This window comes from Vibrio astriarenae (assembly GCF_010587385.1).
In the GTDB taxonomy this organism is placed as follows: Bacteria; Pseudomonadota; Gammaproteobacteria; order Enterobacterales; family Vibrionaceae; genus Vibrio; species Vibrio astriarenae.
In genome coordinates, this window is sequence record NZ_CP047476.1 from 1,420,083 (window position 1) to 1,437,999 (window position 17,917).

The 17,917-nt window shown below is 46.6% G+C and carries 12 protein-coding genes; 5 read left to right on the forward strand and 7 right to left on the reverse strand.

Annotation, left to right across the window (positions count from 1 at the left end; all coding sequences use genetic code 11):
* Positions 1-4 precede the first annotated feature (4 nt).
* Entirely contained in the window at positions 5-475 is a 471-nt protein-coding gene (locus GT360_RS20620; protein ID WP_164650811.1) for a Dps family protein, read from the reverse strand.
* A gap of 274 nt (positions 476-749) precedes the next feature.
* Between GT360_RS20620 and GT360_RS20625 the strand changes: the two genes are divergently transcribed.
* Positions 750-2,087, forward strand: a complete 1,338-nt coding sequence (locus GT360_RS20625) for an MATE family efflux transporter (RefSeq protein WP_164650812.1) — start codon at positions 750-752, stop codon at positions 2,085-2,087.
* A gap of 589 nt (positions 2,088-2,676) precedes the next feature.
* On the forward strand, positions 2,677-3,393 hold the full coding sequence (locus GT360_RS20630) for a GntR family transcriptional regulator (protein ID WP_164651189.1): 717 nt from the start codon (positions 2,677-2,679) through the stop codon (positions 3,391-3,393).
* Between the two features lie 36 nt (positions 3,394-3,429).
* On the opposite strand, the gene GT360_RS20635 is transcribed toward GT360_RS20630, so the two are convergent.
* Positions 3,430-4,629 (reverse strand): enolase C-terminal domain-like protein, encoded by a 1,200-nt coding sequence (locus GT360_RS20635; protein ID WP_164650813.1) that lies wholly within the window; start codon positions 4,627-4,629, stop codon positions 3,430-3,432.
* Positions 4,630-4,893: 264 nt separating this feature from the next.
* Between GT360_RS20635 and GT360_RS20640 the strand changes: the two genes are divergently transcribed.
* Positions 4,894-6,321 (forward strand): PTS transporter subunit EIIC, encoded by a 1,428-nt coding sequence (locus tag GT360_RS20640; RefSeq protein WP_164651190.1) that lies wholly within the window; start codon positions 4,894-4,896, stop codon positions 6,319-6,321.
* 506 nt (positions 6,322-6,827) lie between these two features.
* Here the strand turns inward: GT360_RS20640 and GT360_RS20645 are convergent.
* Complete coding sequence (locus tag GT360_RS20645; protein WP_164651191.1) at positions 6,828-9,374, reverse strand: glycosyl hydrolase family 18 protein; 2,547 nt, start codon at positions 9,372-9,374, stop codon at positions 6,828-6,830.
* A gap of 339 nt (positions 9,375-9,713) precedes the next feature.
* Here GT360_RS20645 and GT360_RS20650 point away from each other — a divergent pair, with 339 nt between their 5' ends.
* Positions 9,714-10,388, forward strand: coding sequence for a DUF2057 family protein (locus tag GT360_RS20650; RefSeq protein WP_164650814.1), 675 nt, complete (start codon positions 9,714-9,716; stop codon positions 10,386-10,388).
* A gap of 63 nt (positions 10,389-10,451) precedes the next feature.
* Here GT360_RS20650 and GT360_RS20655 read toward each other — a convergent pair whose 3' ends face one another.
* Complete coding sequence (locus tag GT360_RS20655) at positions 10,452-11,297, reverse strand: alpha/beta hydrolase (RefSeq protein ID WP_164650815.1); 846 nt, start codon at positions 11,295-11,297, stop codon at positions 10,452-10,454.
* A 185-nt stretch (positions 11,298-11,482) separates the two neighbouring features.
* Here GT360_RS20655 and GT360_RS20660 point away from each other — a divergent pair, with 185 nt between their 5' ends.
* Positions 11,483-12,433, forward strand: a complete 951-nt coding sequence (locus GT360_RS20660; protein ID WP_164650816.1) for an AEC family transporter — start codon at positions 11,483-11,485, stop codon at positions 12,431-12,433.
* A 73-nt stretch (positions 12,434-12,506) separates the two neighbouring features.
* Here GT360_RS20660 and GT360_RS20665 read toward each other — a convergent pair whose 3' ends face one another.
* The 3 genes from GT360_RS20665 to malQ form a co-directional block, all read right to left on the reverse strand.
* On the reverse strand, positions 12,507-13,172 hold the full coding sequence (locus GT360_RS20665; protein WP_164650817.1) for an HAD family hydrolase: 666 nt from the start codon (positions 13,170-13,172) through the stop codon (positions 12,507-12,509).
* A gap of 73 nt (positions 13,173-13,245) precedes the next feature.
* Positions 13,246-15,432 (reverse strand): 1,4-alpha-glucan branching protein GlgB, encoded by a 2,187-nt coding sequence (glgB, locus tag GT360_RS20670; protein ID WP_164650818.1) that lies wholly within the window; start codon positions 15,430-15,432, stop codon positions 13,246-13,248.
* Between the two features lie 268 nt (positions 15,433-15,700).
* The gene (malQ, locus tag GT360_RS20675; RefSeq protein ID WP_164650819.1) at positions 15,701-17,881 is read right to left on the reverse strand and encodes a 4-alpha-glucanotransferase; all 2,181 of its coding nucleotides are present in this window, start codon (positions 17,879-17,881) and stop codon (positions 15,701-15,703) included.
* Between the last annotated feature and the right edge of the window lie 36 nt (positions 17,882-17,917).

Here is a 17,917-nt window from a genome sequence, read left to right on the forward strand (position 1 = left end):
TCTGTTACTGCAAGTAAGCGTTCAACATCCACATCAGCTTCTCTTGCTCGCGGATATAGTCCCCCATCAGCGCTGCCGTACCCTCATCTGCCGCTTCTCCTGCTTGCTCCAAGATGTCACGCTGTTTCACAAGAAGTTGAGTAAAGCCGTTAACCAGGCCAGTGACGCAATCTTTCCCTTGCGTCGCATTTTGATGCTCAGCAATTGAGCTCACCTCTAGATAGCGCGTGAAAGCATGATCGGGCGTATGACCTAGGGTCAAAATACGCTCAGCGATTTCGTCGATTTTCGTTTGTAAATCTGTGTAGATTTCTTCGAACTTGACGTGCAATTCAAAGAAAGCTTCACCTTTAATATTCCAATGATAGCCACGTGCATTCATGTAAAGCACTTGGTAGTGAGCCAACAGTGAATTTAGCTCATGGGCTAGTTGCTCAGATTGTTGTTGGTCAAGTCCGATAAAGTTCTTAGTCATATCAAGCCCCTTATGTTTTGTCAGGCAAATTCGTTTCGTTGTGTATAGTCTATGCCTATCAATGACACGAGAGAAATGGGTATACACTCTCAATTCAATAGTTAAAAACTATCAAAACCCCTTATACCAATCACTACTTGTGCTTCTAGTGTAAACGTTGATCACCTCGGCCAATCACTATTGTTAATTGTGTATAAAATAGTCATAGCATCACTCAATGAGATCGAGTATATTGCCGCGTTTTTTCAATTATTAGTGCTTCGAGTAGAAATTGATGTCAAAAGGTCAAAACCTCGATAAAAGAATGTCCATTGTCGCCTTGGCATGGCCGATTCTTATCGAAATTCTATTACGTACTGCGCTAGGGACCAGCGATGTATTCATGCTGAGTGGCTACTCCGATAAAGCCGTATCTGCGGTTGGGGTGATTACTCAGATAACGTTTTTCTTAATCATCGTCTCCACATTTGTCAGCAGCGGTACCGGGATCTTAATCGCACGCTACAACGGTGAGGGACGAACAGCAGACTCAACCCATGTTGGAGTAGCGAGTGTTTGGCTATCCTTTGCTGTGGGTGCTTTTTTGAGTGTGCTAGCGCTTATTGTCGCGCTCTATTTCCTACCTCTGTATGGACTAGAAGCGCAAGTAGAACAGTACGCGGAAGAGTATCTACTCATCAGTGGCGTGATGACGTTTAACGTCACTATCGGCATCGTATTGACAACCATTCTGCGTAGCCACGGCTTTTCTCGCTCGCCGATGGTCGTGAATCTAATCAGCGGTGTGCTCAACGTTGCGGGTAACTATGTGGCTCTCTATCAACCATTCGGCTTGCCGGTTTATGGCGTTGAAGGGGTTGCTGTGGCAACGGTGGTGAGCCAGGTCATTGGTACACTGCTATTGATAGTGATTGTGATGCGCAGCTCGATTGAACTGCCACTGCGTAAGGGCAAAGAGGTACCAAAGTCGATCTACAAGAGTATTCTTAAGATCGGTGGGATGAACGGTGGTGAAGTGCTGTCTTATAACATGGCACAAATCTGCATCGTCTACTTCGTTGTGCAGATGGGCACTTCATCGCTTGCCGCATTCACCTATGCTCAGAATATCGCGCGCTTCTCTTTCGCCTTTGCACTGGCGGTAGGCCAAGCATCGCAAATTCAAGCGGGTTATTACATTGGCCGTGGCTGGGTTGACTCGATTTATAAGAAAGTGCACCAATACTTCTTTGTTGGTTTTGCTGTGTCCGTCTCGATGACGATGATTTTCTACTTTAATCGCGACCTTATCTTGCCAATTTTCACCGATCAGCCAGATATTTTGATGCTTGCATCATCGCTGCTTTTAGGTTCAATCATCTTGGAAGGTGGTCGTGTATTTAACCTGATTTATATCTCAGCTCTGAAAGGCGCGGGCGATGTGAAATTCCCAGTGCAAATGGGCGTGCTCAGCATGTGGGGCTTAAGCGTAACAATGAGCTACATCTTGGGCATTCACTGGGGCTACGGCGTTATCGGCGCATGGATGGCAACCGCACTCGATGAGTGGGTACGCGGAATTATCATGGCTTATCGCTGGCGTTCACGCTGCTGGGTGAACGCGAAAATTTAGGATGATGGAAGGCAGGTAGAGTGATTTACCTGCCTTTTTTGTGTTTGATCTCCCATAGAGTTGCGCGATGCCCAAAAGGAAATGCCAACAATCCCATCAATGAGCCGTAACATGGGCTTGGCAAATCGATTCGGTTTCTCTGAATTCAACAACGTTACAAACAATGACTTTGCCGAAATCATGGAGGATGCGATAGACAACCTAGCTACTCAGCTCCTCATTTTGAGTAGGCTGAACACTATCTACCATTTTTGCTTACCCACATATCGACTTCACCTAGAACTTTTTTGGACAAAACTGAGTTAAGACTATTGGGACACTCTAACTTTTCGAGTTACTTCAAGTGCTGTAAGTCTGTGGCCAGCCTACGTGTAACTAGCCAAGTTTCCCTATCCACTATGGTAGTTATGGGGGTTACGTTCTTAGTTGTGCCAGCGATTCTCTAGCAAAAGTGCAAGCAAACCATCAATTAAATGGGCAGCTCATCATGGGTTGGTCATCTGAACTAAGCCGATATTTTTGCTTGGTTCATGGAGAAAGTGGTAGAGATACGTTAGATTATAATGAATCGCCAAACACTAAGCGCTCCATGAAAAAGTACCAAGAACTTGTTCAAGACATAATCAGTAAGATCTGCCAAAATATTATTGATGTCAAACTACCCTCAGAAAGGGAATTAGCTGAAAAATACGATATTTCCCGCTTCTCGGTGAGAAAGGCAATGTCTAAACTTGAAGCAATTGGTATGGTTAAATCTAAAGCAGGATCGGGGTATTATGTAAATACGTCGAGTGTAGATTCACCATTAATATACAACTCGGTAACTGAGAATAAATTTGGTGAAATTTCTTATAAGAAAATAAAATTGAATAAGAGATTACCGACCATACATGAAGTGCAAGTATTCTCGATTGAAGAAGATGAATATATTTGGAATGTGAAACGCTTAAGGTTAATTCAAGGCAAAGTCACCCAAATTGAAGACGCGAGGTTACCCGTGAAATTATTCCCAGTGGTAAACGATACTATTATCGAAAGCTCTCTTCAGAAGCATGCACTTTCGTTAGGGTTGGAAATCGATAGCTACCTCACGACCTACCAAGCAATCAGTGTTTCAAAGGACGACGCAGACTTGTTGGGATGTAAACGTTCGAGTTCAGCAATGAACATCACCAACCGTGGTTTCCTCACGTCTGGTGAAGTGTTTGTCATCAGTGACATTATTGATATCAACTACCAGTGTACCTACCACACCAAGTTTAATCCTGAGAGTTTGAATTACCGAGATCAAAACGACCGCGATTAGCGGTCGTTTTTCTCTTTAGATAGAGTAGGTCGAACGTTATGGTGTATGAATAGTACCATCAGGCAGTCGGCTCTGAGTCCACTCGTGTGGGCGATAAGTGACAGGGAAGTCTTGTGCAGCCTCTTGATTCATTTCAACCCCGATCCCCGGCAGCTCTGATGCGTACAAATAACCATTGACAGGCTCGGCAGCATTAGGGAATACCACTTGTGTATTAGCATTATATTCGACGTGCTCTTGAATCGCAGCGTTATGTAGGTGCACGTTTAAGTGAGTATTCACTGCTGCGCCGATTGGTGTCATATCTGGTGGGCAGTGCCACGCAATGCGCACTCCAAAGCTTTGGCATAGGTGACCCAGTTTCAATGCCGGAGTAATCCCCCCAATCTGAGAGACATGACATCGAATGAAGTCGATACGGTGATTAATGATCAGCTGTTTCCACTCTTCAGGGTTGTTAAATAACTCCCCTAACGCTAGTGAAACACTGGTTTGACTGCGAAGATTATCCAGCCACTCAGTTTGGTTTGGCGGCAATATATCTTCAATAAAGTATGGCGTGTACTGTTCTACTCGTTTGGCAAATTGAATTGCTTGATTTGGGAACAGGCGTTCATGAACATCGTGAAGAATGTGGAATTGATTGCCATACTTTTCACGCAAGCATTTGAACATCCCAACCGTGTTTTCCATATACTGGTCTTGGTCGTAGTAAGATCCTTCAGTTGGGTTATTTGCCGTGTGGATGTTTTCTGGTACACCACCATAAAAACCTAACTGGCAGCGAATATGTTTGTAACCCTGCGCGAGGTATTCTTCGACCTGCTCATACAGCCCTTCCATTGTATCGCTTGTTGCATGGGTATAGACCTGAATAGCATCTCGAGCTTTACCACCAAATAATTGATGTAGCGGCATGTTGGCTAATTTCGCTTTAATATCCCACAGCGCCATATCAACGCCTGAAATAGCATTATTGATTACTGGACCATTACGCCAATAAGCGTTAACCATCATCATTTGCCACAGATCTTCAATATTATTGGCGTCTTTACCCATTAATAACGGTTTGAGATATTCATCAACCATTGTTTTTACCGCCAATGGTCGCTGCTGGAAAGTCGCACAACCAAAACCTTTCATTCCTGATTCCGTTTCCACAATAACGGCAATCAGATTGTGTCGGTCAGGCTTGGTTATCACACACTCAATATTTGAAATAATATTTTCATTCACTTTAAAACTAGCTCGGTCAACAGTATTTATTTTATATAAGCGTGAAAGGATGTAGATTTCAAGCGGTAAATCATATTAAAAATGAACTGGTTCGTTCCTGTTTCGAATTAGGATAAAAAAACGAACCAGTTGCTAAAAAACGGCTAAAATTAATTTTTTAGCTGTCTTAATGTGAGTTTCATCACTGTTTTGTCGATTGGATAAAAACGCTCAGTCGCTAAGATTATCTCAGTAAATGAGCAGACCAGCACATAGGAATGTATGATGCAATTGACAGAAACTAACATGGCTATCGGCGATAATTCGCCAGGGAAAGCAGACAGCTTTAGCATGAAATTACAAGAACTGGTTGCTGCCCTTGGCGGTAACGAAAACATCGCAAGCATCACTCACTGTATGACTCGACTGCGTTTTAAATTGGTCGATGAGTCAAAAGCAAATAAAGAAAAACTCGAAGCCATTCAGGGCGTAAAGGGGGTGGTTCTCGCACAAGGTCAAACTCAGGTGATCATCGGCGTTGAAGTCGAGAAATGGTACCTAGCGCTATCCGGTGCAGGTGCAGAGCCAGAAGACGCGGAGATGGAACAGGAGAAAGGTAAACTGTTCCAAAACGCAATGCGCATCGTCGCAGGTATCTTTGGTCCGGTCGTTCCTGCAATTGCCGGTGCAGGTATGTTGATGGGTCTATTATCAGGGCTTATTGCGACCAATGTGATTTCGGAATCTTCCGATACTGTGTTCTTCTATCGCTCTATCTCTGTGGCTGTGTTCTTCTTTTTGCCTATGCTGGTTTCGTTCTCAGCAGCCAAAGTGTTCAAAGTGAATGAGTACATTGCATTGGCGGTGGCGGCGGCAATGATGTCTCCAAAGCTAGTAGAAAAGGCTGCCTTACTGTCTGATGCAGGCAGCAAAGCTGAGCTTAATGTATTTGGAGTGGTGCCGATTGAGCTAATGAACTACGGTGGTGCGATTGTGCCAGCGATCCTTGCGATCTGGGTGCTATCTAAGATCACTCCGATCGTGGATAAGCTGGTTCCGAGCTCAGCTAAACCGGTATTTACGCCACTGCTAGCCTTTACCGTCACATCAACTCTTGTCCTTTCTCTGGTTGCGCCTGCTGGCATGTGGGTAAGTAATGGTGCTGGCTGGGTGGTTAGCTCCCTACTAGAAATCTCCCCAACTTTGACTGGTTTTGTGTTCGGCTTAACTCGTCCAATTACGATTGTGTTTGGTATTCACCACAGCATGACTCCAATCAGCCTAAATAACTTTGCGCTTTACGGAAAAGACCTGTTAATGCCAATCATGTGCCTGGGTAATCTCGCAATTGCTGGTGCGACGATGGCGATTTGGTACAAGCAGCGCAACAGTGTGTCTAAAGAACAGTCTTCGATGACGGTAGGTTCTGGCGTAACAGCGATTCTAGGTATTACTGAGCCAGCACTGTTCGGTACGCTGACTAAATACACCAAAGCGCTGTTCATGGCGAGCTTGGCAACCGGTATTATGGGCGCAATCTCAGTAACTATCGATACGCACCTAACAAGTTACATTCTATCGTCAGTATTCAGTCTTCCTGCGTACCTAGCGAGCGGCACACAGAACTTTGTTCAAGCTGTGATGGGTGTGATTGGCGTGTTTGCTCTGTCATTTGTCCTGACCATGATGTTTGTTCGCTTAGACAACAAATAGTCCTTCAATCAAACATCAGGTCTGCTCAGCTTAGGTTGGCAGGCCTGATTTGCTTAAAGAAATAGTGCGGCGGAGACAAGTGCCATCATTTGGGAATGGAGGATTGAACTGAGCGGAAAACCGTTTGGGGAGATGCAGCAGACGTTCGGTGGTGACACTCAGCCTCTGAACTTTCGGTGAAGTATGTCACGGCCATGGGAAGAACAGAAAAGGGGCAAAACCTTGTTTATCACCTTCAAAGATACGACCATTCAAAACTTGGCGCAGAATCTATTTATGACACGGCTGTAGTGTATCGACCTCTTGGCTAGATACTAAGATAAACTCAGCATGATAAATATAGTGGTCTAGCATACTCGGTGTCGGTAACTGTGATGCTAGATATGTACACGATTACCAAAACGTTCAAGGACTTAAAGTGCTTGCAGTCTATTGACCACCCAGCTCCGTAAAAAAGAGCTGTCACCTTCACAGATAACAGCCCTTCGATTCACTCACTGTTCAACTTATTGAGTCACACAACTCGCATCGCTCACCAACTTCCACACGCCCCATTGGCCTGACTGACTTGGATCTTCACCGAGAGTCCACCATTTCGCTTGCCATACTTGGTTTGCCCAGGTGACTTGATCGCCGCCAGTGTAGACTTTATCTGTATCCCACAAGTTATCGCAGGGTGCTCCACCAGTGCTAGCCGCTTTAACGGTAATATCGACAGTGCGAGAGCTTACTGCCTGACCATCACTCACCTCAACACCAATCGTTAAGGTTGTGTCTTGAGTATATTCTGGTGCGATGAACGTCACTAATGCTCCGTTCACACTCGTACTTATGCCTGCTGGTAGCAGCCACGAATAGGCTAATGCATCGCCATCGACATCCGTTGAACCAGAAGCATCGACGACGACGCTAGTACCAGCCTCAACCAGGGTCGGTGCAGTTAACTGAGCAACAGGAGGAGTATTCGTCGGTTCTGTGGTGATAGGGGCCAAGATCACGACAACACTATCAGTGTCACTTGCGCCTTGATCATCCACTACTGTCAGCTCAAACACCAATTGACTCTCCTGCTCAACAGCACTAACCTCAAAACTTGCCGCCGCTGAACTTGCATTGCTCAGGATGACAGAGGCACCAAAGACTTGGTGCCACTGATAACTGACTATCTGACCATCACTGTCGCGAGAGGCACTACCATCAAGTGTTACCACCCCTGCTCCTTCAATTGTTTGAATGCCACCAGCGTCAGCGACTGGCGCTCGATTGAGAGAAGGTGTCGTGCCGCCAGCTAACCCCTCATGCATCGCATTAAGGATATCGCCATTATCCGCATCAATCTCCCATGAGAATAGCCCTGCAAGTCCTAGGCTGCGAACGTACGCCCCTTTTGCTTTTACTGAACGCTCATCGTCAAAGGTGATGAGATCGCCTGTGGTACGATTCCAAACCCATGGTGCTTGTGCTTGCTCATCATAGCCATACTCAAAGCCATTAATTCCGGTATTTGAAGCCCCTAGCATGAATGATTTTATGCCCTTGTAATCAATCACACCGTCTTCCCATACTCCTTGAGCTGTACTGCCTTTGAGTTTTCCAGCACCAACACCGGTCATCGGCTCGCTAGGATCACTCAATGATTCAGGTGTGACACCCGTCCAGCCTCGACCATACATTGCTGTGCCAACCACCAGCTTTTCAGGCGGGACGCCTTGCGCTAAAAGCAATTGGATACCATTGTCTGTGGTGTATGCTGGGCCTTTATACGCTTCACCGTTTTCATCAATGCCCGAACCATCACACTGCCCTGGGCGCATGAATGAACCACAGTAGAGTGCCGTTTGATGCCCTACGACATTATTCCACCCACCATAGAAGTCGTAAGTCATAGCAAAGATGTAATCCATGTATTGCACAGCGTCGGCATAGTCGACATCTTCAATCTTGTCGTAGCCAACCCCAATGGCAGAGGTCAGTTCGTACTCTCGGCCTGTCTCTAGTGCTAACTCATCAAGCATCGCTCGCAGCTCTTGCATCAAAGCAATGTAGGCTGGGCCATCATTGATTGGATCTCCCAAGTCTGCAGCTGCGCCATCCCCGCCCGGGAACTCCCAATCAATATCGACACCATCATAGAACTTCCAAGTGGTTAAGAAGCGCTTCACGGAAGCGACAAAGGTGTCTCTATTCGCTTTAGTGGTAAAGTCAAAGAAGGGGTCAGAAAGTGTCCACCCACCAATCGAAGGGATGATCTTAAGCTCGGGATTGCGCTGCTTTAAAGCCATCAGCATGGCATAGTTCCCTTTAATCGGTGTGCTATATTCATGCCCTGCTTGCGGGAAGCTTTTTTGAAAAGCAGCCCACGGATCATGAATCACAACCTCGTAATCAGGTACGCCTCGACAGGCTGTTTGCAGAGCATTAAAGCTATTACCTCCGACGGATTTCACCGACTCGTTCGGCCCACAAATGGGAATGAAACCATAGAGAATGTGAGTGAGGTTATCAGCGGGTAGATTATCAACCGTATAGTCTCGTCCGTAGATCCCCCACTCGACAAAGTATGTACCCACTACGGTACTCGAGTCGGTGTTGAACGAACCATTATTCGGGTCAATGTTCATCGTCAGTGGCGCTAGATGCGCACCATCAGTATCTGCGACCACAATCTCAGCAGGGCGACTTCGGCTGCACCCTGTCGCATCACACGCTTCAATCTCGAGTTGATAGCGTCCCCCTTGACCATATTGAAAACTCGCTGTGGTTTGACTGCTGGTAATAGGGCCAGTCGCTACCTGCTTACCATCAAAATAGATATTGTAAGTCTCTCCTCTCTCACCACTCCACTGATTAAACTTCAACGTTATCTCAGCTTGCTCATGATACTTCACCATATCGAGATAGCCCGACGTCGTTTCCATCGCTAACTCAATTTTTGAAAACTGTAAGTTGTTTGAACCATAGACATCAATGCTTGGCGCACTGGGCGCAGCACTCGCATTCCCTGCTACGATAGCGGCTGCGATTGCAGCCATCTTGAAAGTAAAACGATTCATTGCGTTATCTCTCATTCCTTGTGTTCCTTGAATAAAAACTCATTTCACTGCCCAGCGCCTCATGGGCTGGCATCGAGGAGAGTATTTGCTGAGACTTTATTTTTAACGCAAAAAATTAAAGCCCTTTGCGAGAGACTTTAAATAAACCACTTCGGGGAATGTACGTGTTTCAATCAAAGCGCAATCTTGAGTCCGTAAAAAATAAAATTGCGTCAATTTAGTGGAAAAACTCGTGCTTACTGACTATCCGCCTATTGCAATCTCACACATAGCTAGGCAATCTAACTGCAAATCAGCAACCTTGCTGGCTCGTCAAACCATTCAATTAGGATAATTGTAATGAAACGTATTCACTCTCTAGCGACAATCATCGCCCTATCAGTGAGCGCACACAGCATGGCGGCTGTGACAATCGAAGTTCCAGAAACTATTTCTGTACTGGCAGTAAACCAAGAAAAAGCGGACCTATCCGGCAGCCTTTTTTCATCAACTAAGACGTTGACACTGCCAGATGGTGAAAACCAAGTGGTTTTCCGCTACTCCCCATATTTTGATAAAGGTGACGAGCGCATCATTATCGATAGCAAAGCAACCATTGCTAAGTTTGACTCGTCAAACAAAGAGCTGAAGTTTGATCTTCCAACTTACCGTCACGAGCGTGATGCGAAATCGAAAATCGATAGCTTCGAGTGGAAACTCGTTGATAAGTCAGGCCAAGCCGTCGCTGTCACTCAAGATCAGCTGATCAAAGACGGCATGCAGATTGGTCGCGACTATATCCGTGAAATTGAAGATTACAACCGTGCTGGCGGCATTGCTGCTGTTGGTGTAGCCGCTGCAATTCCAACGCAACTGCCTGAAACTGGTGCAGTTCCAGCTCAACTTCCAGAGCCAGTGCCAGCACAACTGCCAGAGAACGGCGTTAGCACAGCGGAAGAGATGCTCTACTTCTGGTACAGCAAAGCCGATGCCGACGCACAAGCGCGCTTTAAGGCTTACATCAACGCTCAATAAAGTGTTGATTTAGAGATACAAAAAGGGGTTCCTTTTTGGGAACCCCTTTATTTTTTGGCGAGCTTATGAGACCTGATCAAACGCCTCAAAAACCTGCTTGCTATTCATTACGCGGCCATGCCCTTGCCCTTGGGTTGCCACCAAGCTCACTTTAGGCATCTCATTCGCCGCTTTTTGCGACACTTCAAACGAGGCGAACTTGTCATTTTCATCATGCACAATGATCGTTTGTGGAGAGCGAACCGCAAGCTTTTGGTACGGGTCAACCGATTGCAACGGGTAGCGATACTGCTCTTCAAGATCAGAGATGACAGAGTTAAACAGGCGCATCGAGTAGCCTGAACGGGCAACACTACCAAACAAGTTTTCTACATAGTTCAGCACTGGAGCAATCAAGATCAGTGGAACACTTTGTAGTTTCGCGTGGTGGCACTCCAAAGTGGAAGCCGTACCCATACTATGAGCAATAACACCAGCGACCTCATCAACACTATCTAAAATCGCCTCTAAGCCACGTACAAATGCCGGGATATGGCCGAAGACACCTTCACTCTTACCGTGGGCTGGATGGTCGTATGCTAGCGCTGTAAAGCCTTTTGACGCAATATACTCCATGAGAGGAAAGAACTGACTGGCACTACCGGACCAACCGTGTGACAACACCCATAGGGGCCCAGTACCTAACTGGTAAGTCGTTAGCCTACCCTCGTTGCAATCAACACTTGCCTTGATCAAGCCTTGTGGCTCAGCATTCTTTGGCTCAGAGCGAGCGGGAGTCAGAAACAGCTTCTGCGCTGTCTTTTTGGCATGATTTGGGGCAAGCGTATGGTGTAAGCGTGTCGTGACATTCACCATGCTACGACGTAGATTAAACTGCTTACCGGTATTGAAATAGATTTTGTCGCTCATGGACGATTTTCCTTTTGCCTGTTGAGCTGTCATTTTTATTGCGTGAATTACGACACATCTATTTTGATAAAGCAAATCGCTTTAATTTAGATCAAGCAAAGCTTAATTGTATGACAAATACATACTCTTTAACAAAAACCTATGCCAGAATAGCGTAAGTTATCATCACTCGGTTGCTATAAACTATGCTCGAACAGCTACTCTTCTCCGCCTCTGTCACAGGTCCCATCTGCTTAATGTTGGTACTTGGTGTTTTCCTAAAGCGTATTGGTATGATTCACGATGCCTTTATAGAGAGTGCCTCAAAACTGGTGTTTCAGATCACCCTTCCAACGATGTTATTCCTTAGCATCGTCAATGGCGATTTCGATCTGACCGACAGTGGCATGCTGATCCTCTTTGGCCTGTTCATCAATACGATAGTTTTTATCGCATCCATTTTTCTCACCAAACTGGTGTTACCGAAACATCCGGATCATGGCGTCATCGTACAAGGAGGGTTTCGTGCGAATACTGCGATTATCGCACTGGCTTACATGGCGAAACTGTATGGGGATGAAGGCATCGCAATTTCGGCACTTTACGTCGCGACCATGACGATTCTCTACAATATCCAAGCGGTGTTCATCCTGACGCCAAAAGGCAGTGGAAAAGGTGGCTTGGCGACGATAACTGACATGCTCAAGAACATCACCAAAAACCCACTCATTATTGGAATCATGTGTGGGGTATTTGCCAAAGTGGCACAAATACCTGTCCCTAACATGGTGTTGGATACTGGCGGCTACTTTGCCAATATGACGCTGCCTTTGGCGCTACTATGCACCGGAGGGTCTTTGAATCTCAGTGCGCTTAAACACGACCAAAAGCCGACTTGGTTCTCGGCAACCATTAAGCTGATTCTTGCGCCGCTGGTCGTCACTATCGTGGGCTACTTCTTCGGATATCGTGATATTGAGCTGGGCCTACTGTTTATGATGAGCGCAGCACCAACAGCAGCAGCAAGCTATGTGATGGCGCGCTCTATGGGAGGTAACTCGACACTCGCTGCCAACGTCATTGCATTGACAACCGTCGCCTCTATCATTACCTGCACACTCGGTATTTTTATCCTCACCAACTTAGGTCTCATCTAGTTGTTTACAATGTAAATCGAGTTAATCCGTTGGCAAAAATCGCAATACCGCGCCGACTAAGCGCGGTATTTTTCTAAGCTAAGTAGTCTAAGCACTCGCTAATATGGGTAATTGTATCCACATCAAACGGGTTTTCTGTATCCACTGAAGCATCATGGGCAAAATACAGTGTCTTGATTTGAGCTCTAACCCCAGCTTCAACACCCGCCATTGAGTCATCAATGAATAAACACTGCTGAGGCTCAAAGCCCATATTGTCCAAAACGTAGTGCAACATCTTTGGGTCAGGCTTCCATGCTTTAGCATCAAAGGCACTATAAATTCGGTCTTCAAACTCTTTTCTTAGGTCTGTAATCGCCAGTGTCACATCCATTTTTTCCATTGGGGCATTTGAGGCAATGCACATAGCAAGCCCGCGTGAATTGAGCTCTGCAATAACGTCACGCACGCCATCTAAGGGCTGGAGGTGTTGTATAAATAGCGCATTACAGTGCTCGCGATAACGTGTGATTAGCGCTTCAAGGTCTTGCACATCTCGCTTGCCATTTTTTTCTAGAAGATAATCAAACACGATGTGGATTTTGATTCCTTGAAACTTTTCTTTTAACCATTGGTAGTCAACGTGAATATCGAGCTCTTCCATGGTTTGACATATCGCTTGAAGGCAGAGCTTTTCACTATCAATCAGTGTCCCATCGCAATCAAAAATTACGCACTCGATCGGTTGGTTGTTGGTCATTAATCATCCTATCAAAAAAAACAAAATCGCCCCTACTCAAACGAGTAAGGGCGATGTCTATTAATTTAACTGACTATTTAGTCTTTAGCTTGTAGAACAGTGTCGATAGCGGTGGAAGCGCAATCTCAATCGATTGACTCAAACCTTGGGATTTCACAGGCTCTATCTCCGCACTGGCCACGACATCGAAACCACTGCCATCATACTTGGTATCATCCGTGTTCAGCACAAGCTCATAGGTGCCTTCTACTGGCATCCCCAAGCGGAAAGTCGCATGTGGTACCGGAGTGAAGTTGCTGATGACTAAGACACGTTCACCGTTTTCACTGATGCGCTCGTGAGCAATCACGCTCAAGTCTGCTTCGTCTTGTAAACGCCACTCAAAGCCTTTAGGGTCAGCATCCAGTTCGTGAAGCGCTTTTTCACTGCGGTACAGTAAGTTCAAATCACGAGTTAGGTCTTGAATCCCTTTATGGCGAGCAAACTCAAGCAAGAACCACTGCAGTTGATCGTCGTGATTCCACTCTGCCGTTTGACCAAGCTCTGCACCCATGAAGTTAAGCTTCTTACCTGGCTGGCCATACATGTAGCCATAGTAAGCACGACAGTTTGCCGTTTGCTGCCACTCATCCCCTGGCATTTTGTCAATGATCGAACCTTTGCCGTATACCACTTCGTCGTGAGAAAGCGACAATACATAGTTCTCACTGTGCGCATACACGAGCGGGAACGTGAGTGTGTTGTGGTGATATTTACGATGAACAGGGTCTTCTTTAATGTAAGAAAGACTGTCGTGCATCCAACCCATGTTCCACTTAAAGCCAAAGCCCAAACCACCAGCAAACGTTGGTGCAGAAACACCTGGGAATGCCGTTGATTCTTCTGCGATGGTCATCGCATTCGGGAAGTGTTTGTACACCTCTTCGTTCATCCACTTCAATGTTGCAATCGCATCGTAGTTCTCACGGCCACCATCAATGTTTGGAATCCATTGGTCATGGCTGCGCGAATAGTCGAGATACAACATCGACGCTACCGCATCAACACGAATACCATCGATATGGAACTGCTCGAACCAGTAAAGTGCATTGGAAACTAAAAATCGACGCACATGCTCACGGCCAAGATCGTAGATATACGAGTTCCAATCTTGGTGCCAACCACGACGAGGGTCTGGATCATGGAACAGAGGCGTGCCGTCGAAGTTTGCTAATCCGTGATCATCCGATGGGAAGTGAGCCGGTACCCAGTCCAGTACAACACCAAGACCTGCTTTGTGACACTCATCGACGAAGTATTTGAAGTCGTCTGGCGAGCCAAAACGGCTGGTTGGTGCAAACATGCCTACCGGTTGATAGCCCCAAGACCCATAGAATGGGTGCTCTGATACTGGCATAAGTTCGACGTGGGTATAACCCAGGTCCACCAAATATGGCACCAGTTGATCCGCAAGATCGCGATAATTGAGGAAGTCTCCGTTTTCATCACGACGCCAAGAACCAGCGTGCAACTCATAGAATGAGAGCGCTTCTTTGCGTTTTTCAGTGATCGGGCGAGACTGCCAATCGCTATCTTGCCACTGGTAACGATTGTGATCGTAAGTCAGTGATGCAAACGATGGATATTGTTCTGAGTGGAAACCCCATGGATCCGCTTTGTGCGGTAAGCCTTTGCCATCAGGGCCTTTCATCTCAAACTTATATTGGGAGCCTTCAGGAAGGTCTGGGATGAAGATACCCCAAATACCGTAGTCAAGACGCTGCATCGGGTTGCGGCGGCCGTCCCACTGGTTGAAGTTACCTACGACGCTACATGCAGATGCATGCGGTGCATAAACGAGGAAACGGGTTCCTGAAATTTGCTCACCACCGCGCTCGAGCGTAATAAACTGAGCACCTAGGTGGTGATACATAGATTTTGGTGTGTGTAGTTCTTCAAACTCTGCATACAGTGAATGGTATTGGTATGGGTCATCGAGTACTTGCTCGTTGCCGTCCCAATCAACCGCTAATTGATAGTGATGCAGGTGAAGATCAAATGGTTGCTGCAATATAAAGCCTGACGCTTCTTCTCGCACCATAGGCAAGCGTGAGCCATCATCAAGGATAACCTCTACACTTTTAGCCCCTGGCATCCAAACGCGCAAACTCCCCTCTTCTGCGCTTAGAAACGGTCCAATAAATGCAAATGGATCCGCATACGATGCGTCTTCTAACTGACTATATGCAAGCGCAATGTCCTTAAGCCCTTCGCTCTTCAATTTTTTCTCTCCTAGACCTGTCGAACAGGACCTAATACTGCTCTACCTTGGTCTACGTAAATACTTTTCCCAAAAGAGTGTTTACGATGGTAGTGGCAAGCCCTTGTTCTTTTTTACGTTGTTATAATGTGCCGCAAACTCGAGTATTTATTCAAATTTGGACAAAAAAAAGACCCGCTAAAAGCGGGTCTAAAATTAGCGTTCAGTCAGTGTACCTAATTAATACTACCATTAGAGTGACCTAACCGAAATTTCTGTTCAACAAAGCCTATTTGCTTGCCTCTGCACGTACTTCCGTTAGGCGTTTAGCCAGACGGTTTACGTTGTCGCGACCAAAGATCTGATCAAGGTTCATCGACAGCTTACGACGCCAGTTCGGGTACTCATCGACAGTACCAGGAATATTCACTGGCTTGTCCATCTCGAGCCAATCTTCAAGCTGTACACTCAATAGCGTTGAAGAGCCCGCTGCAACGTGCAGTTGAAGCGCCTCTGCAAGGCTCGTATCCATTGGCACGTACTGCGCATCACGACCGACACCTTCAGGTAGGTAACCATGCCATGCAACAGAATCCAGGATGCCCTGTTTGCTCTTCAAGCGATCAGCGAACAAGCCCTCTAGCTGCTGCTCGTTCGGGTATAGACCTAACTCACGACCCATTTTCAGGTCATCACAGTGCCAGAAGCCACGTAGCGTTGGCATATCGTGCGTACACAGTGCAGACATGGATTGATCAGCGTAGTGCGCTGGTGAGATGTAACCGCCATCATCTTCCGATGTTTCGAAGAAGAACACCTTGTATGAGTGAACACCAGCGTCACGCAAGATACCAACGATTTCATCAGGTACTGTACCCAAGTCTTCACCAATCACTGAACACTCATGACGGTGCGACTCTAGAGCTAGGATTGCTAGCATGTCCTCTACTGGGTAGTAGATGTAAGCGCCGTTCGTCGCGTTCTCACCCTTAGGAATCCACCAAAGGCGTAGAAGGCCTAATACGTGGTCAATACGCAGTGAACCACAGTGCTTCATGTTCGCGCGCAGCAGCTTGATGTAGGCATCATAGCTTGTTGCTTGTAGCACTTGAGGGTTGAGTGGTGGTAGACCCCAGTTTTGGCCAAGAGGACCAAGAATATCTGGTGGAGCACCGATGCTTGCATCCAGAATGAGGTTGCCATCGTCTGCCCATGTTTCAGAACCTGAGTCCGCAACACCTACCGCTAGGTCGCGGTATAGGCCCACTGACATGCCCTTCTCTTCAGCCAGAGTTTGCGCCTCATTGATTTGAGTATCCGCAACCCACTGTAGGTACATGTAGAGAGTAACTTGATCTTGGTTCTCTTTGATGTATTTCTGAACAGCGCTGTTTTCAAAGCGGCGGTATTTCTCTGGGAATACTGGCCAGCCCCAAACGTTGCTGTCTTCTGCGTGCAAATCTGCGTGCAGTGCGTCAAACGCTGCCTGGTGAACAAGGCTATCGCCACCCTCAGCAACGAACGCTTCAAATTCTTTCGCTCTGTCTGTGCCTTTCTCAAGGTGACGAGCCTTAAATTCAGCAAATAGAAGTGGCAGAACGCTCATCTTCATTACTGATACTTCTGAGTAGTTTACCCAGTGTGCATCACGCGCTTCTTGCAGACGTTTTTGGAACTCTGCACTGCCTACTTTCTGTTGTGCTTCTGCACTTAGAGAGAACTCTGGCACTGAGCTTACGTCGATGTACATGATGTTCAACCAACGACGAGAGGATGGGCTGTATGGGCTCGCACCTTCAGGGTTCGCTGGGAATAGAGAGTGGATTGGGTTCAGGCCAACAAAATCACCACCGCGTGAAGCGATGTCAGCAACAAGTTGTTTTAGGTCACCGAAGTCACCGATACCCCAGTTGTGCTGTGTGCGCAGTGTGTAAAGCTGGACACTTGGGCCCCACATTTTTTTGCCCGAATCCATTGCTGGCTGCTTATAACATGCTTTAGGTGTGATAATCAGTGTCATGCAGTAAGGAGATTTACGGCGTTTGCGCGAAATCTCTAGCTTGTGGTAACCCCAAGGTAGGTTGCTTGGTAGAGCAAATACTAGAGGACCGCCTTCAGCGCGCTCATCACGAACAACTTGAGACTGTAGGTAACCTTCAAGAACCTCACCCTCTTCCGTTGTTAATGACCAGCTAAACTCGCTTTCACGAGCGCTAGTACCTAGGTATAACGGTACTTCTACTGGCTCTCCGCTGCGTAGCACTAGAACTGGGTCAAGTACGTCTTTTTTATGTTTTTTCTCTGCAGACTTTAGCAAAGTCTCATCATTTGTCGTGTCGTAACCTAGGGAAGCAAGCAGACGACGTAAGGTATCTTCTTCAACCTTCGCCTCGTCTCCCCAAGCACTGACGTAACTATCAGCCAATCGCGCCATTTCAGCGACTTGTTTTAGTGCACTTTGTTCTTTCATCGCTCTCTCCGAAGGACTGCAAACCTTCATCCTGTA